Here is a 21,733-nt window from a genome sequence, read left to right as displayed (position 1 = left end):
CCTTCGGTGCGTTGAACGCACCGAAGGCCACATTGGGGCGCTTGGGGCTCAGCAGCCGAGGAAGTGGCAGCGGACCACTCGAGGCGTCTCCAGGACCGAGCCCGCCTTGACGTCCCAGGCGAGCCGGACGTACTGGGCGTGCGTCCAGGCCAGCGGGGTCGCCGAGGTGTTCGGCGTGCCGGTCGGGAAGCCGGTCTGCCCGGACGGCGGGTTCTCGTCCCACACCTGCTCGGGCATGGTCTCCGCCGAGCTGCTCACCCGGCCGAGGTCACGCAGCCGCCGCGCGGCCGAGGCGCTGTCGCCGAGGGTCAGCTCGTACTCCCCGCGCTCCCCGGCGAGCAGCGGCCACAACCGGCCGAACGTCGTGCGGCTCTCCGCCGGGAACGTGTAGTCCCACGGCGAGCCGTCGGCCTGCTCGCCGTAGCCGTCCTTCGTGTACCGGTGCCAGAACTGGCCGGTCGGCGTGGTGAAGGCGATGTCCTTGTCGGTGACGCGCACGCTGTTGCGGATCACCGGGTCGTCGGCGCGGTAGACGCCGAGCCGGACCAGGTCGAGGAAGCCCGCGTCGGTGACCGCGCGCTGGTCCATCGTCACGCTCGAGTTGCCGAGGTTGTACGTCGTCCCGGCGTTGGCGTCGGCGTCCTTGGTGAGCCGGACGAAGTACGGGTCCTTCGACAGCGGCCCGTTCGTGGTGATCGTCTGCTTGGGCAGGTCGGCCTTCATCTTGTCGGCCGCGGCGAGGTACCGGGCGGCGTCGGCGGCCGCGCCGTTGTGCGAAGCGATGTCCGCGGCGCAGACGAGCCCGGCGATCACCGAAGCGATGGTCGACGGGGACCAGCCGTCCTGCTCCTCCCAGCGCTCCTGCTGGGTGTACGGCGACGCCTGCCCGTTCGGCCCCTGGTACCCGAGGATGAAGTCGGCGGCCTTGCGGACGCCGGGCCACAGGTCGTTCCGCCCTAGCTGCTGGGCCAGCACGATCGGGAACGCGCTCTCGTCGAGCTGGATCGACGTCCAGTACGGCACGCCGTCGACGCGGCTGTTCTGCGGCAGGTGCCCGTCGGCCTGCTGCTGCGTGCCGAACATGTAGCTCACCGCGCGGTTCGCGGCGGCCGTGTCGCCGCCCGCGGCCAAGCCGGTCGCGATCTGGTAGAGGTCACGCGGCCAGACCAGGTGGTAGGTGCCCGACGGCGACCACTCCGGGTCGTTGTTCCCGAACCGCCACGGCATGCTCGGCGACGCGATGAAGGCACCGGGGTGGTGCTTGTCCTCGCTGGCGGCGAGCGTCAGCATCGACGCCTTGTAGAGGTCACGTTCGGCGTCGGTCTTCAGCGACGACGGCGGCCGGCTGACCCCGCGCAGGTACTGCTGCCAGCCGCGGTCGTAGGCGCGCGCGATGTCGCGGAAGCCGCGCCGCTGCGACGCCTGCGCGCTCTTGAGCGCGTCGGCGGCCTTCGCACCCATGCCGAGGGCGACGGTGACGTGCCGGTTGCGGACGCCGTCGGCGTTCGTCCGGCCGGTCAGCACGACGTTGCCCTTGGCCGCGGTGTCGTACCGGTCGAGCTTGAAGGTCTTGGCGAGCTGGGTGTTCCCGTCGGAGGCACCCGCGTAGCCGACGCTGGTCGTGGTGAACGCGGGCTGCGCGGTGAGCGCGGCGGCGTTCGTGGCGTCCTGCGCGGTGACGGCGTCCCCCTGGCGGGCGGCCGAGTCGTCGGAGCCGTCGTTGGTGAGGTCCGGGTCGGCGACCGCGTAGAGCTGGTAGGGCCGCCCGGTGAGCGACTGGAAATCGACGTCCACCAGCACGGTCGTGGCGGCCGGGTCGGTGACGTAGGTCTTGCGGAGGCGCCAGCGGTGCTGGTCGTCGGTGATGGTCTGCTCGTACGTCAGGCTGTCGTCGTCGGTCCGCCGGACCTGCTGGGACTTCGCCGAGTAGTCGGTGACGGCGAAGCTGCGGCCGTCCGTGACGACGAAGTCCATCGAGCGGACGCTGGGCGTCGACAGGTCCGGGTAGTAGACCTCGGACAGCTGGCCGCCCTGGAGGGTGAACCAGACGTTGCTGGACCGGTCGTGCGCGGTCCCGAAACCGGTCTTGTTCGCGGGTAGCCAGCTGGGATGGGTCCCGGGGGCACCGGGAGCCTCCCCCTGCGCCGCCGCGGTCGCCGGGATCAGGCCGGTGACCAGCAGCCCGGCGAGGGCGCCGAAGATGAGTTTGCGCATATCAACCCCACAGAAAAGTCGCCTCTGCACCGTTACAGAAAGGCGCCTGGCAGTCTGCCGCCGATTTCTGCCCGATGCATGGGCTGATCCGGTGAACCACTGACCGTCACTGGTCCACCGGGCCGGTTCACCAGCAGCGAACGGACTTCCGGCCGAACCGGGCGCAAGATTGTAGTACCTGCAACGCTGTAATCGAGGTATCTCCATGGACGAGGCGATGGACGCCTACTCGCGCGCGGTCAGCACGGTCGCCAAGACCGTTACCCCGCACGTCGCCGGGGTGCAGCTCGCGCGGGGCAGTGGCTCGGCCGTCGTCTTCGCCGAGGACGGCCACCTGCTCACCGACGCCCACGTCGTCAGCGACCACCGGCGCGGGGTCGCCACCTTCGCCGACGGCAGCGAAGTGCCCTTCGACGTCGTCGGCGCCGATCCGCTGTCCGATCTCGCCGTGCTGCGGGCGCGGGGCGCGACGCCGGCCGCGGCTGTTCTGGGCGACGCCGACCGGCTCGTCGTCGGGCAGCTCGTCGTCGCGGTCGGGAACCCGCTCGGCTTCTCCGGGACCGTCACCGCCGGGGTCGTCAGCGCCCTCGGCCGCGCGCTGCCGGTCCGGCAGGGGCGCACCACCCGCGTGATCGAGGACGTCATCCAGACCGACGCCGCCCTCAACCCCGGCAACTCCGGCGGCGCGCTCGCCGACTCCGCCGGCCGGGTCGTCGGCATCAACACCGCGGTCGCCGGGATCGGGCTCGGGCTCGCGGTGCCGATCAACACGACCACGCGGCGGATCATCGACACGCTCGTCGTCGAAGGCCGGGTGCGGCGCGCGTACCTCGGCGTCGTCGGCGTGCCCGCGCCGCTGCCGGACGACATCGCCGAGCGCACCGGGCAGCGCGCCGGGCTACGGGTGCGCGAAGTCGTGTCCGGCGGCCCGGCCGACCGGGCCGGCCTGCGCGCCGGCGACCTCGTGCTGACCGTCGGGCGCACCCGCGTCTCGGACGCCCAAGGCATCCAGCGGCAGCTGTTCGCGGAAGTGATCGGCACCGCACTGCCGATCACCGTGCTGCGCAACGGCGCCATGGTCGACGTCTACGCCACCCCGGCCGAACTGGTCGGGCGAGGTCACCTGACTTGAGTATCGCGCTTCGGCGTGGCATGGTCGGTGGCACAACACCAACGCGGGAGCTCGCGCCATGGCGGGCTGAGAGGGTGACTTGCGTTTCGCAGGCGTCACCGACCGCATGAACCTGACCGGGTAATGCCGGCGTAGGGAGTGAAAGTCGTTGACGACGCTCGAAAACCATGCTGCCGTAAAGGTGACCACCGGACCGATCACCGGTTCGCACAAGGCCTACCAGCAGACCGAATCCGGACTCCGCGTCCCCGTGCGGCGGATCGATCTTTCCAACGGGGAACAGTTCGACGTCTACGACACCTCCGGCCCGTACACGGATCCGGACGTGGAGATCGACGTCCACAGTGGACTTCACCGGCTGCGGGCCGGCTGGGCCGACGGGCGGGAGCACAACACCCAGCTCGGGTGGGCCAAACAGGGTGTCATCACCCGCGAGATGGAGTACATCGCCGCACGGGAACGGGTTTCGCCCGAATTCGTGCGCGACGAGGTCGCCCGCGGCCGCGCGGTGATCCCGGCCAACCGCAAGCACCCCGAGACCGAGCCGATGATCATCGGCAAGAACTTCCTGGTGAAGATCAACGCCAACATGGGCAACTCGGCCGTGTGGTCGTCGGTCGAGGAAGAGGTCGACAAGATGGTGTGGGCGACCCGCTGGGGCGCCGACACGATCATGGACCTCTCCACCGGCAAGCGGATCCACGAGACGCGGGAGTGGATCATCCGCAACTCGCCGGTACCGGTCGGCACCGTGCCGATCTACCAGGCGCTGGAAAAGGTCGACGGCGAACCGGAAAAGCTGTCGTGGGAGGTGTACCGCGACACCATCATCGAGCAGTGCGAACAGGGTGTCGACTACGTCACCGTGCACGCCGGTGTGCTGCTGCGCTACATCCCGCTGACCGCGCGGCGCGTCACCGGCATCGTCAGCCGCGGCGGGTCGATCATGGCCGCGTGGTGCCTCGCGCACCACCAAGAGTCCTTTTTGTACACGCACTTCGAAGAACTCTGCGAGATCCTCCGGCAGTACGACGTCACGTTCTCCCTCGGTGACGGCCTGCGCCCGGGCTCGATCGCCGACGCCAACGACCGCGCCCAGTTCGCCGAGCTGGAAACCCTCGGCGAGCTGACGCACATCGCGCGCTCGCACGACGTCCAGGTGATGATCGAGGGCCCCGGCCACGTGCCGATGCACAAGATCAAGGAGAACGTGGAGCTCGAGGAAAAGCTCTGCGGCGAGGCGCCGTTCTACACCCTCGGTCCACTCGCGACGGACATCGCGCCGGCGTACGACCACATCACGTCGGCCATCGGCGCGGCGCAGATCGGCTGGTACGGCACGGCGATGCTGTGTTACGTGACGCCGAAGGAGCACCTCGGCCTGCCCAACCGCGACGACGTCAAGACCGGTGTGATCACGTACAAGATCGCCGCGCACGCCGCGGATCTGGCCAAGGGGCACAAGTACGCGCAGGAATGGGACGACGAGCTGTCGAAGGCGCGGTTCGAGTTCCGCTGGAACGACCAGTTCAACCTGTCGCTCGACCCGGACACCGCGCGCTCGTTCCACGACGAGACGCTGCCCGCCGAGCCGGCCAAGACCGCGCACTTCTGCTCGATGTGCGGCCCGAAGTTCTGCTCGATGCGGATCACGCAGGACGTCCGCAAGTACGCCGAGGAACACGGTCTGTCCACTGTGGAGGCGATCGAGGCCGGCATGGCTTCGAAGTCGGCGGAGTTCACCGAGTCCGGCGGCCAGGTTTATCTGCCGGTGGTGCAGCCGTGACACCGAGGACCGCCCTCACCATCGCCGGCTCGGACTCCGGCGGTGGTGCGGGCATCCAGGCCGACTTGCGGACCTTCTTCGCGCACGGGGTGCACGGGCTAGTCGCGCTGACGGCGGTCACCGTGCAGAACTCGCTGGGTGTGCAGGGTTTCACGGAGATCCCGGCCGACGTCGTCACCGCGCAGATCAAGGCGGTGGCGTCGGACATGGGCGTCAACGCCGCGAAGACGGGCATGCTGGCGACGGCCGAGATCATCCGATCGGTGGCGAAGACCCTGGACGAGGTCGAGGTCGGCCCGTTCGTGGTCGACCCGGTCGCGGCCTCGATGACGGGTGACCCGCTGCTGCGCGAGGACGCCCTGGAGGCGATCCGCACGGAGCTGTTCCCGCGCGCGACGCTGATCACGCCGAACCTCGACGAAGTCCGGTTGCTGACGGGCGTTTCGGTCGTGGACCCGGCTTCGCAGCGTTCGGCCGCCGAAGCTTTGCTGGAGTTCGGCTCGCGGTGGGTCCTGGTGAAGGGCGGCCACATGCAGGGGACGGCCGACTGCGTGGACCTGCTCTCGGACGGCCGCGAGTTCATCGAATTGAGCGGCCCGCGGTACGAGACGGAGAACACCCACGGCGGCGGGGACACGTTGGCGTCGGCGATCACGGCGTCGCTGGCGAAGGGCGCTTCGGTGCCGGACGCCGTGGCGGCGGGGAAGAAGTTCATCGAGCGGTGTGTGGCAGAGGCCTACCCGCTGGGCGCTGGGGTGGGGCCGGTCTCGCCGTTCTGGGTGCTGGACCGGTAAAGCGCGCGTGGACCGGGTACCGGCCGCGGCGGGCTGGCCGGCTCCGTCGGATCGATCGAAGCCGGCCGGCCCGTGCTGATCGGCTAACCGCGGGCGAGCACCTGCGGCAGCACCGTGGTGAGCCCGGTCCAGTCCGCGGTGACCACCGACGCGTGCTGCTTCGCCAGGTCGGCGACGCGCTGGTTGGCCTGGTCGACCGTCGGGTTGTGGCCGTCGATGGCCGGCGCGACGTTCTGCGCGTCGGTCATCACGACGTAGTAGTGGTTGGCGTCGTACCACCACGGCCCGGTCTGGGTCACCCACGCGTTCGCGTCGCCGTCGAAGACCACGAACCACGGCTTGAGGTCGGCGGTGTACTTGTCCCGCGGGTCACCGCCGGCCGCGCCGTGCACGGTCGGGAAGATGTTCGCGTCGCCGAGTTTGCCGGCGTTCTTCAGGCCGACCAGGTAGCGCGCGTATTCGACGTCGGTCTTCAGCGTGTCGGTCGGGTTGCCCTCCTCGACCGTGCCCGGGATGACCTCGGTGATCACCCGGCCCCGCAACGCGTCCACGGACGGCCAGTTGTCCGCTTTGGCCGCGTCGTCGAGCGTCGCGTAGCTCCCGAGCAGCTCGGCCGGGCGGAACGCGACGCTGCCGAGGTGCGAGCGGAAGGTGGCGTCCAGTTCGTCCGGGCCCAGGCCGGTGTTGTCCGAGAAGCCGGTCTTCATTTCCAGCTTGAGCGTGATCGGCGTGTGCCCGGGGTGGGCGGCCAGCCAGATCCGGATGTCGTCGAGGCAGTACTCGAGGTTCTTGTTCTTCCCGCCGGAGTACAGCTGCGACGCCGAAGTCGCGGCGACGCAGTTGTTCTGGTTCCCCAGCGGGTTCGAGTGGCTGACCTTCCATTCGTGGGTGAAGAAGTCCGGCCAGACGTCGAGCTCGATCAGCGACGACCCGGCGTCGAGGGACCGGGCGAGGTAGTCGTAGGCCGCCGGGTCGTACGTGTTGTGCACGCCGACGGTGGTGACGTGGGAGAGCTTGGGACTGTCCGCGCTGGCGGCGGTCGCTCCGGAGAGCGTGAGAGCAGCAGTGAGGAGGACCACCGAGAAGAGCTTCATCCAGGCTCCTTCGCCCGTGAACTGGTGAGTAGCCCCCACAATGTGCCACCGTGGTTGACTGTTGATGAAGCAAAAGCGGCCGATTGGCCTAGACCAGAAGTCGGGAAGACCATGATCCCTTCGGCGTTGACCATCGCCGGTTCGGACTCCGGCGGCGCCGCGGGACTCCAGGCGGACCTCCGCACGTTCCTGACCTGTGGCGTCCACGGCCTGGTCGCGGTCACCGCCGTCACCGTGCAGAACACCCTGGGCGTGCACGACCGCGCCGACCTGCCGCCGCACATCGTGGCCGGGCAGATCGAGGCCGTGGCGGCGGACATGGGCGTCGGCGCGGCGAAGACCGGCATGCTGGCCTCGGCCGAGATCATCCACGCCGTCGCCGCGGCGTGCGACACCGCCGAAATCGGCCGGGACGCGAAGATCCCGTTCGTCGTCGACCCGGTCGCGGCGTCGATGCACGGCCAGCCGCTGTTCGACGAAGCCGGGCTCGTGGCGCTGCGCGACGAACTGCTGCCGCGCGCGACGGTGCTGACCCCGAACCTCGACGAGGTCCGGCTGCTCACCGGGATGACGGTGAAGGACCGCGAGGGCATGCACACCGCGGCCGTCGTGCTGCACCGGATGGGCCCGCGGTACGTCCTGGTCAAGAGCGGGCACCTGCAGGCCGACCCGGAGTGCGTGGACCTGCTGTTCGACGGCTCGACGTTCGTGGAGCTGCCGGGCCGGCGGTACCCGACCCCGCACACGCACGGCGCGGGCGACACGATGGCGTCGGCGCTCACCGCGGGCCTGGCCAAGGGGATGTCCGTGGTCGAGGCCGCGCGCTACGGCAAGTGGTTCGTCTCGCACGCGGTCGAGCACGCCTACCCGATGGGCGCCAAGGTCGGCCCGGTCTCGGCCTTCTGGCGGCTGGCGCCCGAAGAGCGCTGAAAGTTCAGCCGATCGACTGGTGCCCGAGCGCGCGCAGGACGTCGGCCAGCCAGACCAGCCCGTACCCGACCACCCGATCGGGGTCGTCGGCCATCGCCGTCAGCTGGGCCCACGACTCACGCAGCGCACCCAGCGTGTGTTCGGCGGGCTCGTGACCGAGGTCGTGGCGCTGCTCCGGCGTCAGCTCCCAGAACAGGTCGTGCTCGAGCGGGACCGAAGCACCGGCGCGTTCCAGGTGCGCCAGCAGGAGTTCGGTCACCTCGCGCAGCCGCGCCAGCGGAATGTCCGGGCCCTCACCCATGCGCCTCCCCTCTCCGTTCGCAAGATACCTTTGGCGCCGCACGGGTTTACTGATCCTTGACCGAAGCAGGGGGCGGCCTTGACCGGGCGCGAGCGGGTGGCGAAGTTCCTCGAGAGCCGCCGCTTCCAGAACTTCATCATCGCCGTGATCGTCTTCAACGCGGTCACCCTCGGCATGGAGACGTCCACGTCCCTGATGGCCGGGTACGGCGATCTCCTGCACGTCCTCGACCACCTCGCGCTGGGCATCTTCGTCGCCGAGCTGCTGGCCAAGTTCCACGCCTACCGCGGCGGCTTCTTCCGCGACAACTGGAACGTCTTCGACCTGCTGGTGGTCGGCATCGCGGTGATCCCGGCGACCGGGCCGTTCGCGGTGCTGCGGTCGCTGCGCGTGCTGCGTGTCCTGCGGCTGATCTCCGTCGTGCCGTCGATGCGGAAGGTCGTTTCCGGGCTGCTCGCCGCGATCCCCGGGATGGCGTCGATCGCCGCGCTGCTCGCGCTGATCATCTTCGTGGCCGGCGTGATGGCGACGAAGCTGTTCGGCACCATCGACCCCGGCGACTTCGGCGACCTCGGCACGTCGCTGTTCACCCTGTTCCAGGTGATGACCGGCGAGGCGTGGCCGGACATCGCGAAGACGATCATGGAACAGGCGCCGATGGCCTGGATCTTCTTCGTCGTCTACATCCTGGTGTCCAGCTTCGCGGTGCTGAACCTCTTCATCGCCGTCGTGGTCAGCGGCATGGAGGACGAACTGCGCCAGGACATCCGCGAGGAAGAGGCGAAGCAGGCCGAAACGCAGGCCGCGGCCAACCAGGAAATCCTCGACGAGCTCCGCGCCCTGCGCGCGGAACTGGCCGAGCTGCGGCGGGAAGCGGCTTAGCCGTCCGCGATCAGGGCTTCTTCCGGGCCCGGCGGCCCATGATGGTCCCGCCGATCACGGCCACGAGCGCGAGTACCACGAGCACGCCGCCCATGGGGCCGTCGGGAAACCAAATCGCGGCCAGTGTCGAGTCCACCACGCCCACCTCCCCAGGTGTGCCGGTTGACGGTCGACCGGCCTGCCGCCGGAGTACCCGCTCACCCCGCGCGCCACACCCGAGGCGGGTCCTAGTCGTCCGCGATCAGGGCCTCGAGCGCCGGGATCGCCGCCGTCAGGGCTTCGCGGTGCTCGGGCGAAAGCCGGTCGAGGCGCCGGTTCAGCTCCTGCACCCGCGTCGACCGGACACCGGAGACGAGCCGCTCGCCCTCTTCGGTCGCCTTCGCCAGCCAGGCCCGGCGGTCGACCGGGTCGGACTCGCGGCTGACGTACCCCGCCTCGACCAGGGACGCGATGATCCGCGACATCGTCGCGGCGGCCACGCCCTCCTTGGCCGCGAGGTCGCCGAGCCGCAACTGGCCCGCGTGCACCAGCGTCGCCAGCGCGGAGAGGGCGCCGTGGCCCGGCCCCGGGACACCCGCCTGCCGCAGTGACCGGGACAGCCTGCCCACGGCGAGGTACAACCTGCCCGAGACGTCCTGGACCGATGTGCTCGTCACGGCTGGCTCCTTCTGCCCTCACCCCGCCGCGGCTGCGCCGGAAAGTGCCGTCCACCTTACGGGCTCGCCGTGCACACTCGGCGTGAAGGCGCGGTGTTCCACCGGGGCCGGGGGCTCCGCCACCCGGAACCCTCGGAAAGCAAGTGTTCTACCGAGGTGGACTCGACGCCTGCGCCCAGAACCGCTGCGGCACGCGCCCGGCCTCGCGGGCCAGCCGCCCGGCGACGACCGCGGCCCGCATCGCCGCGGCCATCCGCTCGGGATCGGCCGCCCGGGTGACCGCGGTGGAGAGCAGGACCGCGTCGCAGCCGAGCTCCATCGCCAGCGTCGCATCCGAGGCCGTGCCGATTCCGGCGTCCAGGATCACCGGGACGCCCGCCCGCGAAACGATCAGCTCGATGTTGTGCGGATTCCGGATGCCGAGGCCGGTGCCGATCGGCGCGCCCAGCGGCATCACCGCGGCGCAGCCGGCTTCCTCCAGGCGCAGCGCGAGCACCGGGTCGTCGTTCGTGTAGGCGAACACGGTGAACCCGTCGGCGGCCAGCCGCTCGGCGGCGTCGAGGGTCTCGAACGGGTCCGGGAGCAGCGTCCGGTCGTCGGCGTGGACTTCGAGCTTGATGAGATCGGTCTCCAGCGCCTCCCGCGCGAGCTGCGCGGTGAGCACGGCCTCGGCGGCCGTCCGGCAGCCCGCCGTGTTCGGCAGCAGTTCGATGCCGAGCCGTTTCAGGAGTTCGAGGACGCCGGAGCCGCCTTCGGCGTCGGCGCGGCGCATGGCGACGGTGGTCAGCTCGGTGCCGGACGCCACCAGCGCGCGTTCCAGGACGGCGAGGTTGGCCGCGCCGCCGGTGCCGATGATCAGCCGGGACGTCAGCTTGCAGGGGCCGATGACCAGTGGCGCTTCGTCCATTTCAGCCTCCCTGGACCGCGGTGAGCACGTCGACGCCCGCCCCCTTGGGCACGGCGGTGGCCGCCCAGTCGGCGCGGCGGACGACGACGCCGTCGACCGCGACGGCGATCCCGGGCCGCTGCCCGCCGGTGGCGTCGAGGACGTCGGCGACGGTGGCGCCGTCCGGGAACGCCGTCCACTCGCCGTTGAGCTTGATCTCCATCACACGTGCTCCTTCTGGTGCAGGCGGGCGGGGGACGCGGCCGCGGTGCCTTCGGGCGGCTCGTCCCCGTCGAGCCAGGCGACCACGGCGTCCGCGGTCACCGGGGCCATCAGCAGGCCGTTGCGGTGGTGCCCGGTCGCGGCGAAGACGCCGTCGTCCAGGACGCCCAGGTACGGCAGCGCGTCCCGGCTGCCCGCCCGCAGGCCGGCGGCGGTCTCGGTCAGCTCGTACTCGGTGATCGCGGGGAAGACGCGTTCGGCGCCTTCGAGCAGCTCGCGCACGCCGCGGGCGGTGACGGCCCGGTCGAACCCGGCCTCGTATTGGGTGGCGCCGAGGACCAGCTCCTGGTCAGCGCGCGGGACGAGGTAGATCGGGCGGCCTTCGACGACGGCCCGGACGGTGTGCGTGGGTGGCGGCAGGCAGCCGCGACGGGGCTTGAGCCGGAGGATTTCGCCCTTGAGCGGGCGGACGGCGCCGGCGAGCAGCGGGTGCAGCCGCCCGGTCCAGGCGCCCGCGGCGAGCACGACGGCTTCGGCGTCCGGGAGTTCTTCGACGCGCTCGCGCACGAACCGGACTTGCTGGCCGACGCAGGCCGCGTACAGCGCGTCGAGCAGTTTCCGGTTGTCCACGGCCAGGTCGCCGGGCACGTGGAGTCCACTTCGGACGGACCCGGTACCGGGTTCGAGCCGCTTGACCTCCCGCCCGGTGAGCCGCTCGGCCGCGCGGCCGAGCGAGTGCAGGTGACCGGCCAGGATGTCCAGGTAGCCGGCGTCGGCGCTGTCGAAGGCGACGACGAGCGTCCCGTGCCCGGCCAGCCCCGGGTCGAAGCCCTCTTCCGCCAGGTCACGCGCGAACCCGGGCCACCGCTTCAGCGAGGCTTCGCCGAGGCGGAGGACGTCCTCCTCGCCCGGCCACGCCTCGGTGACGGGGGCGAGCATGCCCCCGGCCAGCCAGGACGCCCCGCCGCGCGCGGGTTCGGGGTCGTAGACGGTCACTTCGCGGCCGGTGCGCGCGGCGCGCCACGCGGCGGACAGGCCGATCACGCCGCCGCCCACCACTGCCAGGTTCGTCATGGGAATCACGCTCCCTGCGCCGGCATGACCCGGATCAGGTTCCACGGTCGGAGCGGCAGCTCCCTCTCAGCCCGTGCCTCGGGCTCCCGTGCGGACACCTCCACCTTACTGTGCCGTTCGTTGATAATCCAACCGCAGTCACGGCCGGATGCCTTTCGCGGCAACCGCACCTGCCGCTTGCGGGGCGGCCTTCTTCGGTCGGATTGTCAACGCGCGCGGTACGGTCGCCGCTATGCCCGCCCTCTCCGGTGACAAGATCCGCGCCCGCCTCGACGGCGCGCGCCTGTACCTGTGCACGGACGCCCGCACCGACCGTGGCGACCTGGCCGCCTTCGCCGACGCGGCCCTGGCGGGCGGCGTCGACATCATCCAGCTGCGCGACAAAACCGGTGCGCTGGAGGCGGCCGGCGAGATCGCGGCGCTGGAGGTGCTGGCGGAGGCGTGTGCCCGCCACGGGGCGTTGCTGTCGGTGAACGACCGGGCCGACGTGGCGCTGGCCGTCGGGGCCGACGTGCTGCACCTGGGCCAGGACGACATCCCGGTGCCGCTGGCCCGCCGGATCCTGGGCGACGAGGTGGTGATCGGCCGCTCGACGCACTCGCTCGACCAGGCCCTCGCGGCGGCCGCGGAGCCCGGGGTGGACTACTTCTGCACGGGCCCGTGCTGGCCGACGCCGACCAAGCCGGGCCGCCCGGCACCGGGCCTGGACCTGGTGCGCGCGACGGCGGCCTGGACCCCCGACCGGCCCTGGTTCGCCATCGGCGGCATCGACGGGCCGCGGCTCCCGGAAGTCCTCGACGCGGGAGCGTCCCGGATCGTGGTGGTCCGGGCGATCACCGAGGCCGAGGACCCCGAGGCCGCGGCGCGCGAACTGCGAGCCCGCCTGCCCTGACCTCGAACTCGCCGATGCCGCGAATGACTCATTCGGGACGTCCGAGGTCCCGAATGAGTCATTGGGGACGCTGCTACGGGGTCGGCGTCGTCGCCACGCCCTTGCTGGTCGGCGGGGTCGCCGAGGTCGCCGGCGCCGAGGCCGACGGCTGGGCGGTCGTCGTGCTCGGGGTGGTCGTCGGGGTCTCCGACGACGTCGCCGGGGCGGTCGAACTCGTCGAAGGCGGCGTTGCCGTCGTCTCCGTCGGGGACACCTGCGTGTCGTTCGCCGAGGTCGGCGGGGTCGTCGACGGCGTCTGGTCCGGGTGGCCGCCGCCGCCCGTGAAGATCTTGCCGAGGCTCGGGCCCGTGCCGCCGCCGATCTGGGTGCCCGTCGCCGACTCGAAGCCGACGATCGACAGGATCGCCACCGCGAACGCCGCCAGGCTCGTGGCGATGATCAGCGGCCAGCGCAGCTTCCGCAGCCGCGCGGACAGCCGTGACGGCTCCTCCTCCGGCGGTTTCAGCTGGACCGTGGGCTGGTCGGTGATCGGCACGTCCGACGGCTCGTCGGCCGGTCCCCGCCGCCGGATGCCCGACGTCGCCAGCTGGCGCGCCCTGAGCGCCGCCTCGCGGGTGCGCTGCAGCGAGCGCAGGTACAGCTCGCTGCCGACCGTCGACACCACGCTCGCCACGCCGGCGCCGACCACCGTGCCCGCCACGCCCAGTGTCGAGCCGAGCAGCGCCGCGGTCACCGCCGCCAGCGCCGCCGCCAGAACCTGCGCGATCCGCAGGCCCGATTTCTCTTCTTTCGCTTCCGAAGCCGCTACGTTCTCCTTGCTCATGATCCCGATCTAGGTAGTCCGTGTTCTCCCCTGTCCAACGTCTGAGGCGCATGAGGCACTCCCCTCGTTGCCGCAGCGTGAGGAGGACCACTCTCTATGTCCATAATGGACACTCCGGGTCGAACGTTTTCTTGACATACTCGGCACATGGAACTGGTGACGATCTCTGACATCGAGGCCGCCGCGAAGCGCGTCGAAGATGTCGCCGTACGCACGCCTCTGCTGCTCCAAACCTGGGATCCCCGCGAAACCCTGTGGCTTAAACCCGAAAGCCTGCAACCGGTCGGGGCGTTCAAGGTGCGCGGCGCGTTCAACGCCATCGCCGCCCTCGACGACGCGGCCCGCGCCCGCGGCGTCATCGCGTACTCCAGCGGCAACCACGCGCAGGCAGTCGCGTACGCGGCGCAGCGGTACGGCGTGCCCGCGGTGATCGTCGTGCCGGACGTCGCGCCGCGGATCAAGGTCGAGGCCACCCGCGCGTACGGCGCCGAGGTGATCGAGGTGCCGATCGGCGAACACGAGGGCAAAGCGCGCGAACTGGCCATCGAACGCGGGCTGACCCTCATCCCGCCGTTCGATCACGCGGCCATCATCGCCGGCCAGGGCACGGCGGGCCTGGAGATCGCCGAGGACCTGCCGGACGTCGACGTCGTGCTGGTGCCGATCAGCGGCGGCGGCCTGGCGGCCGGCGTCGGCACCGCGATCAGGGCCCGCTGCCCGCGGGCGCACGTGATCGGCGTCGAGCCCGCGCTGGCCGCGGACGTCGCCGACAGCCTCCGGCAGGGCCGGCTGGTCCGGTGGCCGCAGGCCGACCGCGCCAAGACGATCGCCGACGGCCTGCGCTCGCAACCGTCGGAATTGACGTTCGCCCATTTGCGGGAAGTCGTCGACCGGATGGTGACGGTGACCGAGGACGAGATCCGCGAGGCCGTCCGCGTCCTCGCCCGCAAGGCCCGGCTGGTGGCCGAGCCCAGCGGCGCGGTGACGACGGCGGCGTACCTCTTCCACGCCGGAGAGCTGCCGGCCGGGAAGACCGTCGCGCTGGTCTCGGGCGGCAACGCGGACCCGGCGCTGTTCGCCGAGATCCTCGCGGGTTAGGAGCCGGCGACCGGGGTCCCGCCGCGGCGGACGTGCGTCGGCGGGCCCTCGACGCCGCAGTGGTAGCACTTGCCCAGGTGGGGGCAGTCATCGTCGGGCTTGGCCTCCGCCGGGGGCGCGAGGACGCCGTTGTGGATGCCCAGCGCGATCAGGCCACCGGCGATCGCCAGCACCGCGCAGATGACCAGCGCCGTCCGCCAGCCCGCCGTCAGCGCGACCGGGTCGGTGTACGCCTCGCCGGTCAGCCCGGCCGCGGCGGGCAGCACCGCCACCGCCAGCAGGCCGCCCGAGCGGGCGATGGCGTTGTTGACGCCGGACGCGACACCGGCGTAGCGGTCCGGGGCCGCGGCGAGCACCGTCGCGGTCACCGGGGCCACGACCGTCGCCAGGCCGAGCCCGAACACCACGACCGCGGGCAGCACCGTGCCGAGGTAGGACGCGCCGGGCGCGATGCGCAGCATCAGCAGCATCCCGATGCCGACGACGATCGGGCCCACCACCAGCTGCGCCCGCGGGCCGATGCGCTGCGCGAGCGCGCCGGAGCGGCCCGAGAGCAGCAGCATGATCACCGTCAGCGGCAGGCCGGCCAGCCCGGACGCGGTCGGCGAGTAACCGAGCGAGACCTGCAGCTGCATGACCAGCAGCATCATCACGCCGCCGAGGGCGGCGTAGACGACGAAGGTCAGCGCGTTCGAGAGCGTGAACGTGCGGTCGCGGAACAGCGACGGCGGCACGAGCGGCTCCGCCGACCGGCGCTGGACGGCGACGAACGCGGCCAGCCCCGCGATCCCCAGCAGGCCCGCGACCAGCACGATCGGGTCGCCGACGCCACGGGCGGGCGCCTCCACCAGCGCACCGGTGATCCCGGCCAGGCCGAGGGCGCCCAGAGCGGCGGCCCCGAAGTCCGGGTGCCCGGTGGCGTCCGGGTCACGCGATTCGGGGACGAACTTCCGCGCCATGAGCACCACCACGACCGCGATCGGCACGTTGATGAGGAACGCCAGCCGCCACGACCAGACCTGCACGAGGAAGCCGCCGAGCAGGGGTCCGGCGGCGGCCGCGATGCCGCCGAGGCCGGACCAGGCGCCGATCGCGCGGGAGCGGGCGTCGTGCACGAAGGACGCCTGGAGGATCGCGAGCGACCCGGGTGTCAGGAGCGCGCCGCCGATGCCCTGCAGGATCCGCATCGCGACGAGCATCTCGGTGGACGTCGCGGCCGCGCACAGGCCGGACGCGACGCCGAACCAGACCACGCCGACGAGGTACATGCGGCGCCGGCCGTACCGGTCGCCGAGCGAACCGGCAACGAGGATCAGCGCGGCGAGCGCCAGCAGGTAGCCGTCGAGGATCCACTGGAGCCCCGCGACGGAGGCGTTGAGTTCGGCGCCGATGCGGGGCAGGGCGACGTTGACGATCGTGCCGTCGAGCATCGCCATGCCGGAGCCGAGGATGGTGGTCGCGAGGACACCGCGCGCGGCGCCGGTCCCCCATCGGATCCCGGTGTCTTCAGTGGCAGTCACCCTGAGAACCTTATTCAGCCGTCGGTCGGCGCAACAGTCACCGCAGGTGCGCGACCGGCGGTCCGTTGCGCCGACCTAACCAGAATAAGGTTCTCACTTCACCTTGACCGGGGACCGCCGTCAACCCGGCCCTCGTGAGTGGCAAAGCGGGTTCTAACCCGCCTTACCACTCACGAGCCCTACGGCAGCAGCGTCGTCACGAACTTGTAGCGGTCACCGCGGTAGACCGAGCGGGCGAACTCGACCGGCTTGCCGTCGGTGGCGAACGAGTGGCGGGTCAGCATCAGCACCGGCATGCCGACGTCCGCGCCGAGCATCTCCGCTTCCTGCGGGCCCGCCAGCGACGTCTCGATCGTTTCTTCCGCGCGTTCGAGTTCGACGCCGTAGTGCTCGCGTAGAACGGCGTACAACGAACCGCCGGCCGAGACGTGCTTGCGCAGCCCGCGGAAACGGCCGAGGGGAAGGTGCGTCGTCTCCAGCGCCATCGGCTGCGAGTCCGCCAGTCGAAGTCGTCGAAGGCGAAGGATTTTCGCGCCGGTCCGGATTCCGAGCAGCTTGGCGAGGTCGCCCTCGACCGGCATTTCTTCGACCTCGAGGAGCTTCGAGGACGGCTTCAGGCCCTGCTTGCGCATGTCCTCGGTGTAGGAGGACAGCTGCAGCCGCTGGGCGAGCTTCGGCTCGGCCGCGAAGGTGCCTTTTCCCTGCACCCGGTGCAGGCGGCCTTCGGCGGTGAGGTCGGCCAGCGCCTGGCGCACGGTGGTGCGGGAGACCGTGAACTCCCCGGCGAGCGCGCGTTCGGTCGGGATCGGCGACCCCGGCGGCAGCACGTCCAAGAGGTCGAGGAGGTGCTGTTTCAGCGCCCAGTATTTGGGCTCGCGCTGCCCGCGCAGCCCGGCGACGGCGCCCGCCTCGCCCGTGGTGGTGGTCTCCAACATGCCCGGCTCCCTATGTCTTCCCTCATCGCACGCCACGTCCCCGTAAGAAACGTACCCTTTTCCCCAAACGCGCCGCCCCTATAACATTGGTCTAGACCTGACCGACGCCGCCTGAGTCCGGTACATAATGCCGGAGGTGGAGAGGAAAATGATGACCGAACAACGGCCCGGCGTGCACATGGCCGCGGAGATCGCCCAGCAGCCGGACGTCCTGGCCGGACTGGTGGCGCGTCAGGCGGAAATCGCCGAAGTGGCGGAAAAGATCTCACAGAGGCCCCCGCGGTTCGCTTTGCTCGCCGCGCGTGGATCGAGCGACCACGCAGCGTTGTACGCGAAGTACCTGATCGAGGTACTGCTCGGCCTTCCGGCCGGTCTGGTTTCCCCCTCGACGGCGACGCTGTACGGCGCGCGGCCCGATTTGCGGGACGTGCTGTTCGTCACGGTCAGCCAGAGCGGCGGCTCGCCCGACCTGATCGAGGTCACCGAAACGGCGCGCCGCCAGGGCGCGCTGACGGTGTCCGTCACCAACACGCCGGACTCGCCGCTGCGGGCGGCGTCCGAGCTCGGCGTCGACATCGGCGCGGGCGTCGAGAAGGCCGTCGCGGCCACCAAGACCTACTCCGCGACGCTGATGGCGCTGTACCTGCTGATCGACGCGGTGCGCGGCGGCAAGGCGGCCGACGCCGAGAAGATCGGCGAACTGGCGCAGCAGACCCTCGACGGCGCCGAGGAGGGCGTGCGGCGCGCGGTCGACCGGTACCGCTTCGTGGACCGGGTCCTCACCACCGGCCGAGGCTACTCCTACGCCAGCGCGCTCGAGGGTTCGCTCAAGCTCGCCGAGACCAGCTACCTGGCCGCCCGCGCGTACAGCGGCGCGGATCTGCTGCACGGCCCGGTGGCGGCGGTGGACGGCGAGACCGCCGTGCTCGCGGTGACCAGCGCCGGGCACGGCGGCCGCGCGATGCACGAGGTCCTCGAGGCCGTCGGCAAACGCGGCGCGGACGTCCTCGCGGTCGGTTCGGCCGCCGCCGAGGTGCCCGCGGCGCTGCGCATCGACGTCGCCCCGACGGTGGAGGAGCTGGCGCCGATCCTGGAGATCCTGCCGATCCAGCGGATCGCGCTCGGCCTTTCGCTGGCCCGCGGCGGCGACCCGGACAGCCCGCGCGGCCTGCTGAAGGTGACCAAGACCCGGTGAGCTTCGCGGTGGGCGTCGACGCCGGCGGCACGTCGACCAGGGCCGCCCTGGTCGACGCCGCCGGCGCGGTGCTGGGCACCGGGCGCGGCGAAGGGGCCAACCCGAACGCGCACGCGCCCGAGGTCGCCGCGGGCCGGATCGCCGGCGCGATCACCGCGGCGCTCGGCGCCCACGACCCCGGCGCCGTGCGGGCGTGCGTCGTCGGCATGGCCGGGGTCAGCAAGCTGAGCGACCAGGACGTGGCGGCGGTCTTCGCCGCGGCGTGGACGCGAATCGGTCTCACGTGTGCCGTCCGGACGGTCGCCGACGCCGAAGTGGCGTACGCGTCGGCGACGCCGGCCCCGGACGGGACGGTCGTCGTCGCCGGTACCGGCTCGATCGTGGGCCGGATCCGGAAGCGGCGGCTGGCCGGCACGACCGGCGGCTACGGCTGGCTCCTGGGCGACGAAGGGTCGGCGTTCTGGCTCGGCCGCGAAGCCGTCCGCTCCACTTTGGAGGCACTCGGGCGCGGGCGGCCGCTCGACGGGCTGCCCTCGGCGGTGCTGACCGCGGCGCTGGGACCGTCCGGTTTGGACGTCCGCGACGACGCCGCGCGGCTGGCCGCGTCCCGGGCGTTGATCACCGCGGCCAACGCGGAGGCGCCCGTCCGGCTCGCCCGGTTCGCCCCGCTGGTGAGCGCGGCGCACGACGCGGGTGAGCCCGCGGCCCGGGAGATCGTCACCCGCGCGGCCGGGTTCCTGGCCGAGAACGCCCTCGCGGCGCGCGAGCCCGGCGAGTCGACTCCCGTCGTGCTCGTCGGCTCGGTGCTCACCGGGGCCAGCCCGGTCGGCGAGCTCGTCCGCCGCCGGTTGACCGGCCTCGAGGTGCTGACCAGCTCCGATGGGGTGCTCGGGGCGGCGTGGCTGGCCGCCGTGGACGCGTTCGGCGAGGGCGCGCCACGGCCCCGGCCGGAACGATATTGAGCAAAACGCGGCGCAAAGACGCGAAAACGTCGACTGAACCCGGGTAGTCCGGGTACCGTAGGCAGCGGCCCCCGGACCCTCCCCCCTCGCCGGGGGCCGCCTTATGCCCCGGGTACGTCGTCCGAGCGGGTTTCCGGCACCAGGCGCAGGCCGGGATGCTCCGGCGGCAACGCCCGGTAGAGCACCCAGCCACTGACCGCGACGGTCAGCGCGACGAGCGGCCACGACAGCACCGTGCGGGCCACGCCGAGCGCGAGCACCTGGCCGGCCGACCACAGCAGGCCGTAGACGACCACGCGCACCGTGTACTGGAGGACCCACACCCAGCTGGCCCGCGAGTAGGCCTTGAGCAGCACGGCGTCGCGGCGCCAGCGCGTCTTCTGGCCCAGCAGCAGGCCGACGACCACGCCGAGCAGCGGCCACCGCACGACGATGCTGGCCGCCCACAGCAGGGCGCTGGCCACATTGGACATCAGCTGCAGCAGGAAGAAGTCCTGGGCGCGGCCGGTGTGCAGGGCGATCAGCGCGGCCGCGACGACGGCGGCCAGGCTGACGACCAGCGCGCGCACCTTGCCACCGCGGACGAGCCGGTAGACCCCGACCGCAACGGCGACCACGACGGCGGCACCGGCACCCCAGGCGACGGACTGCCCGGCGGCGAGCCAGCCGGCGACGAAGCCGACGGGCGGGATGCTGGCGTCGAGCGCGCCCCGGCGGCCACCGAGGATCTGCGTGAGCGATTCGCGGGGTTCTCCGGACACGGGTCCAGCCTGCCGGATCGCGTCCTGCACGCCCCGGGCAGGGAGATTTTCGCCACATCGGGTGCCGGGTTTGCCTTCGAGTGTGCGGTTTCACGGCATGCCGAAGGTGAAGACTGCGTAATAGAGAGGCGGAGAAGGCCGACAAGATAAGACACTGTTACCGCAGGCTGAACGCCCGGGGGAGAGCGGGATTGCGGCCGATGGTTAGTTGAGGTGTACAACTACATGTCGGGGTGTGTCGGTCGCAGGATGGGAAGGGGACCCACGTGTACGGATTCGACAGCTACGTAGCCCTCGGTGACAGCTTCACCGAGGGCCTCAACGACGACCTGCCGGACGGCACCTTCCGGGGGTGGGCCGACCGGCTCGCGGAGGTCCTGGCGGCCGGCCGCAGCGACTTCCGCTACGCCAACCTGGCGCTGCGGGGCAAGATGCTCGACGAGATCCTCGACGAGCAGCTCCCGATCGCCCTGGAGCTGAAGCCCGACCTGGTCACGCTCTGTGCCGGCGGCAACGACATCATCGTCCCGGGCGCGGACGTCGACGCGGTCACCGAGCGCCTGGAGGAGGGCGTCGCGAAGCTGCGCGAGGCGGGCATCCCGGTGCTGATGTTCAACGGCCCGGACACGAAGGTCCTGTCGGTGATGTCGGTGCTGCGCGGCAAGGTGGCGATCTACAACACGAACCTCTGGGCGATCGCGGAGCGCCACGGAGCCCGCATGGTCGACCTGTGGACGATGGCCCCCCTGCACGACCGCCGCGCCTGGAGCGACGACCGCCTGCACTTTTCCCCGGAGGCCCACGCCAGGATCGCCATGAAGGCGGCGGAGGTCCTGGGCATCCCGGTGGAGAGCGACTGGCGCGAGCCGTGGCCCCTGGAGGAGGCCCCGAACCGCTGGATCGACTCCCGGCGGTCGGATTTGACGTGGACGAAGGTGCACCTGCTGCCCTGGATCCGGCGGCAGCTGCGCGGCGAGTCGATGGGGGATGGGTTGTCGCCGAAGCGGCCTCAGCTGGCGCCGCTGGTGCCGTTGGATGTGCTCGAGGTGCCGGACAGCGCTCCGCACCAGCAGGCCAGCTGAGGGTTCGGCCGGGTTTCCGGAGGTGGTGATCGCCGCTGGGGGCGGCGCTCGAGTGGCCGGGTTTGGGGGTTTCGCGGCGGGCTGATCGGGGCTGGCAGCCCCCGGTGGGCGCTTGGTTTCCCCGCGGCGGGCTTGCGGGGGCTCGGCGAAGCCTGCCGGATCGCGGCGGCTGGATATCGAGGCTGCCCACGGTGGGCTGAACGGAGTGGCAGCCACGCTTAGCGCTTGGTTTTCGGCGGCCTTACGGACTCGGGAAAGTCGCCGAATCCGCGGCGGCCGGATATCGAGGCTGCTCACGGCGGGCTGACCGGGGCTGGCAGCCACGCTTAGTGCGCTTGATCGCCCCGCGGCGCGCTTGTGCGGCTCGGCTAAGCCGCCGAATCGGCAGCGGCCGGGCACCGGCTCCCGGCTCCCGGCTCCCGGCTCCCGGCTCCCGGCTCCCGGCTCCCGGCTCCCGGCTCCCGGCTCCCGGCTCCCGGCTCCCGGCTCCCGGC

22 protein-coding genes and 2 riboswitches are annotated in these 21,733 nt (G+C 71.5%); of the genes, 10 read left to right on the top strand and 12 right to left on the bottom strand.

Going from position 1 to position 21,733, the window contains the following annotated elements; genetic code table 11:
• Nucleotides 1-48: 48 nt before the first annotated feature.
• Nucleotides 49-2,214 (bottom strand): glycoside hydrolase family 15 protein, encoded by a 2,166-nt coding sequence (locus tag AB0M30_RS45715; protein WP_364598426.1) that lies wholly within the window; start codon nucleotides 2,212-2,214, stop codon nucleotides 49-51.
• Nucleotides 2,215-2,419: 205 nt separating this feature from the next.
• Between AB0M30_RS45715 and AB0M30_RS45710 the strand changes: the two genes are divergently transcribed.
• The 3 genes from AB0M30_RS45710 (at nucleotide 2,420) to thiD (AB0M30_RS45700) (ending at nucleotide 5,926) form a co-directional block, all read left to right on the top strand.
• The gene (locus tag AB0M30_RS45710; protein WP_364598423.1) at nucleotides 2,420-3,346 is read left to right on the top strand and encodes a trypsin-like peptidase domain-containing protein; all 927 of its coding nucleotides are present in this window, start codon (nucleotides 2,420-2,422) and stop codon (nucleotides 3,344-3,346) included.
• 33 nt (nucleotides 3,347-3,379) lie between these two features.
• A riboswitch (TPP riboswitch) is annotated at nucleotides 3,380-3,501 on the top strand.
• A complete protein-coding gene (gene thiC / locus AB0M30_RS45705) occupies nucleotides 3,495-5,132 on the top strand; it encodes a phosphomethylpyrimidine synthase ThiC (protein ID WP_364598420.1) in 1,638 nt (545 codons plus the stop codon). (Overlaps the previous riboswitch by 7 nt.)
• On the top strand, nucleotides 5,129-5,926 hold the full coding sequence (gene thiD / locus AB0M30_RS45700; RefSeq protein ID WP_364598417.1) for a bifunctional hydroxymethylpyrimidine kinase/phosphomethylpyrimidine kinase: 798 nt from the start codon (nucleotides 5,129-5,131) through the stop codon (nucleotides 5,924-5,926). Before thiC ends, thiD (AB0M30_RS45700) begins: the two co-directional genes overlap by 4 nt.
• Before the next feature lie 83 nt (nucleotides 5,927-6,009).
• Here thiD (AB0M30_RS45700) and AB0M30_RS45695 read toward each other — a convergent pair whose 3' ends face one another.
• Complete coding sequence (locus AB0M30_RS45695) at nucleotides 6,010-7,020, bottom strand: phosphatidylinositol-specific phospholipase C domain-containing protein (RefSeq protein ID WP_364598414.1); 1,011 nt, start codon at nucleotides 7,018-7,020, stop codon at nucleotides 6,010-6,012.
• A gap of 111 nt (nucleotides 7,021-7,131) precedes the next feature.
• Here AB0M30_RS45695 and thiD (AB0M30_RS45690) point away from each other — a divergent pair, with 111 nt between their 5' ends.
• Nucleotides 7,132-7,950 carry a bifunctional hydroxymethylpyrimidine kinase/phosphomethylpyrimidine kinase gene (gene thiD, locus AB0M30_RS45690; protein WP_364598411.1) on the top strand — a complete coding sequence of 273 codons (819 nt, stop codon included), beginning with the start codon at nucleotides 7,132-7,134 and terminating at the stop codon, nucleotides 7,948-7,950.
• A 4-nt stretch (nucleotides 7,951-7,954) separates the two neighbouring features.
• Here the strand turns inward: thiD (AB0M30_RS45690) and AB0M30_RS45685 are convergent, their stop codons facing one another.
• Complete coding sequence (locus tag AB0M30_RS45685) at nucleotides 7,955-8,251, bottom strand: hypothetical protein (protein WP_364598408.1); 297 nt, start codon at nucleotides 8,249-8,251, stop codon at nucleotides 7,955-7,957.
• Between the two features lie 78 nt (nucleotides 8,252-8,329).
• Here AB0M30_RS45685 and AB0M30_RS45680 point away from each other — a divergent pair, with 78 nt between their 5' ends.
• Nucleotides 8,330-9,133: an ion transporter gene (locus tag AB0M30_RS45680; protein ID WP_364598405.1), complete on the top strand. Its 804-nt coding sequence runs from the start codon at nucleotides 8,330-8,332 to the stop codon at nucleotides 9,131-9,133.
• Nucleotides 9,134-9,143: 10 nt separating this feature from the next.
• Here the strand turns inward: AB0M30_RS45680 and AB0M30_RS45675 are convergent, their stop codons facing one another.
• The 5 genes from AB0M30_RS45675 to thiO all read right to left on the bottom strand — a co-directional run bounded on the left by AB0M30_RS45675 (nucleotide 9,144) and on the right by thiO (nucleotide 11,971).
• Entirely contained in the window at nucleotides 9,144-9,269 is a 126-nt protein-coding gene (locus AB0M30_RS45675) for a hypothetical protein (protein WP_360164011.1), read from the bottom strand.
• A 91-nt stretch (nucleotides 9,270-9,360) separates the two neighbouring features.
• On the bottom strand, nucleotides 9,361-9,789 hold the full coding sequence (locus AB0M30_RS45670) for a MarR family transcriptional regulator (protein WP_103336361.1): 429 nt from the start codon (nucleotides 9,787-9,789) through the stop codon (nucleotides 9,361-9,363).
• Between the two features lie 148 nt (nucleotides 9,790-9,937).
• Nucleotides 9,938-10,696 (bottom strand): thiazole synthase, encoded by a 759-nt coding sequence (locus tag AB0M30_RS45665; protein ID WP_360164013.1) that lies wholly within the window; start codon nucleotides 10,694-10,696, stop codon nucleotides 9,938-9,940.
• Between the two features lies 1 nt (nucleotide 10,697).
• On the bottom strand, nucleotides 10,698-10,898 hold the full coding sequence (thiS, locus tag AB0M30_RS45660) for a sulfur carrier protein ThiS (protein ID WP_103336358.1): 201 nt from the start codon (nucleotides 10,896-10,898) through the stop codon (nucleotides 10,698-10,700).
• Nucleotides 10,898-11,971, bottom strand: coding sequence for a glycine oxidase ThiO (gene thiO / locus AB0M30_RS45655; RefSeq protein ID WP_364598399.1), 1,074 nt, complete (start codon nucleotides 11,969-11,971; stop codon nucleotides 10,898-10,900). The genes thiS and thiO overlap by 1 nt, the downstream gene beginning before the upstream one ends.
• Nucleotides 11,966-12,071: riboswitch (TPP riboswitch) on the bottom strand. It overlaps the preceding gene by 6 nt.
• Nucleotides 12,072-12,203: 132 nt before the next feature.
• Between thiO and thiE the strand changes: the two genes are divergently transcribed.
• On the top strand, nucleotides 12,204-12,863 hold the full coding sequence (gene thiE, locus AB0M30_RS45650) for a thiamine phosphate synthase (RefSeq protein ID WP_103336355.1): 660 nt from the start codon (nucleotides 12,204-12,206) through the stop codon (nucleotides 12,861-12,863).
• 73 nt (nucleotides 12,864-12,936) lie between these two features.
• Here thiE and AB0M30_RS45645 read toward each other — a convergent pair whose 3' ends face one another.
• Nucleotides 12,937-13,686, bottom strand: a complete 750-nt coding sequence (locus AB0M30_RS45645) for a hypothetical protein (protein ID WP_364598396.1) — start codon at nucleotides 13,684-13,686, stop codon at nucleotides 12,937-12,939.
• Nucleotides 13,687-13,833: 147 nt separating this feature from the next.
• Here AB0M30_RS45645 and AB0M30_RS45640 point away from each other — a divergent pair, with 147 nt between their 5' ends.
• On the top strand, nucleotides 13,834-14,784 hold the full coding sequence (locus tag AB0M30_RS45640; protein WP_364598393.1) for a threonine/serine dehydratase: 951 nt from the start codon (nucleotides 13,834-13,836) through the stop codon (nucleotides 14,782-14,784).
• Here the strand turns inward: AB0M30_RS45640 and AB0M30_RS45635 are convergent.
• Together AB0M30_RS45635 and AB0M30_RS45630 are read right to left on the bottom strand one after the other, a co-directional pair.
• The gene (locus tag AB0M30_RS45635) at nucleotides 14,781-16,304 is read right to left on the bottom strand and encodes an MFS transporter (protein ID WP_364598390.1); all 1,524 of its coding nucleotides are present in this window, start codon (nucleotides 16,302-16,304) and stop codon (nucleotides 14,781-14,783) included. The genes AB0M30_RS45640 and AB0M30_RS45635 overlap by 4 nt on opposite strands.
• Nucleotides 16,305-16,483: 179 nt before the next feature.
• Complete coding sequence (locus tag AB0M30_RS45630; protein WP_103336349.1) at nucleotides 16,484-17,239, bottom strand: GntR family transcriptional regulator; 756 nt, start codon at nucleotides 17,237-17,239, stop codon at nucleotides 16,484-16,486.
• Between the two features lie 148 nt (nucleotides 17,240-17,387).
• On the opposite strand from AB0M30_RS45630, the gene AB0M30_RS45625 reads away from it, so the two are divergent.
• Both AB0M30_RS45625 and AB0M30_RS45620 read left to right on the top strand, forming a co-directional pair.
• Entirely contained in the window at nucleotides 17,388-18,434 is a 1,047-nt protein-coding gene (locus AB0M30_RS45625) for an SIS domain-containing protein (RefSeq protein ID WP_364598387.1), read from the top strand.
• A complete protein-coding gene (locus tag AB0M30_RS45620; protein WP_364598384.1) occupies nucleotides 18,431-19,396 on the top strand; it encodes a BadF/BadG/BcrA/BcrD ATPase family protein in 966 nt (321 codons plus the stop codon). Before AB0M30_RS45625 ends, AB0M30_RS45620 begins: the two co-directional genes overlap by 4 nt.
• Before the next feature lie 101 nt (nucleotides 19,397-19,497).
• Here AB0M30_RS45620 and AB0M30_RS45615 read toward each other — a convergent pair whose 3' ends face one another.
• Nucleotides 19,498-20,157 carry a DUF3159 domain-containing protein gene (locus AB0M30_RS45615; protein WP_364598381.1) on the bottom strand — a complete coding sequence of 220 codons (660 nt, stop codon included), beginning with the start codon at nucleotides 20,155-20,157 and terminating at the stop codon, nucleotides 19,498-19,500.
• 266 nt (nucleotides 20,158-20,423) lie between these two features.
• Here AB0M30_RS45615 and AB0M30_RS45610 point away from each other — a divergent pair, with 266 nt between their 5' ends.
• The gene (locus AB0M30_RS45610; protein WP_364598377.1) at nucleotides 20,424-21,239 is read left to right on the top strand and encodes an SGNH/GDSL hydrolase family protein; all 816 of its coding nucleotides are present in this window, start codon (nucleotides 20,424-20,426) and stop codon (nucleotides 21,237-21,239) included.
• The last annotated feature ends 494 nt before the right edge of the window (nucleotides 21,240-21,733 follow it).

Source organism: Amycolatopsis sp. NPDC051716, assembly GCF_040681595.1.
Taxonomy (GTDB): domain Bacteria; phylum Actinomycetota; class Actinomycetes; order Mycobacteriales; family Pseudonocardiaceae; genus Amycolatopsis.
This window is presented reverse-complemented; position numbering and strand designations above follow the sequence as displayed.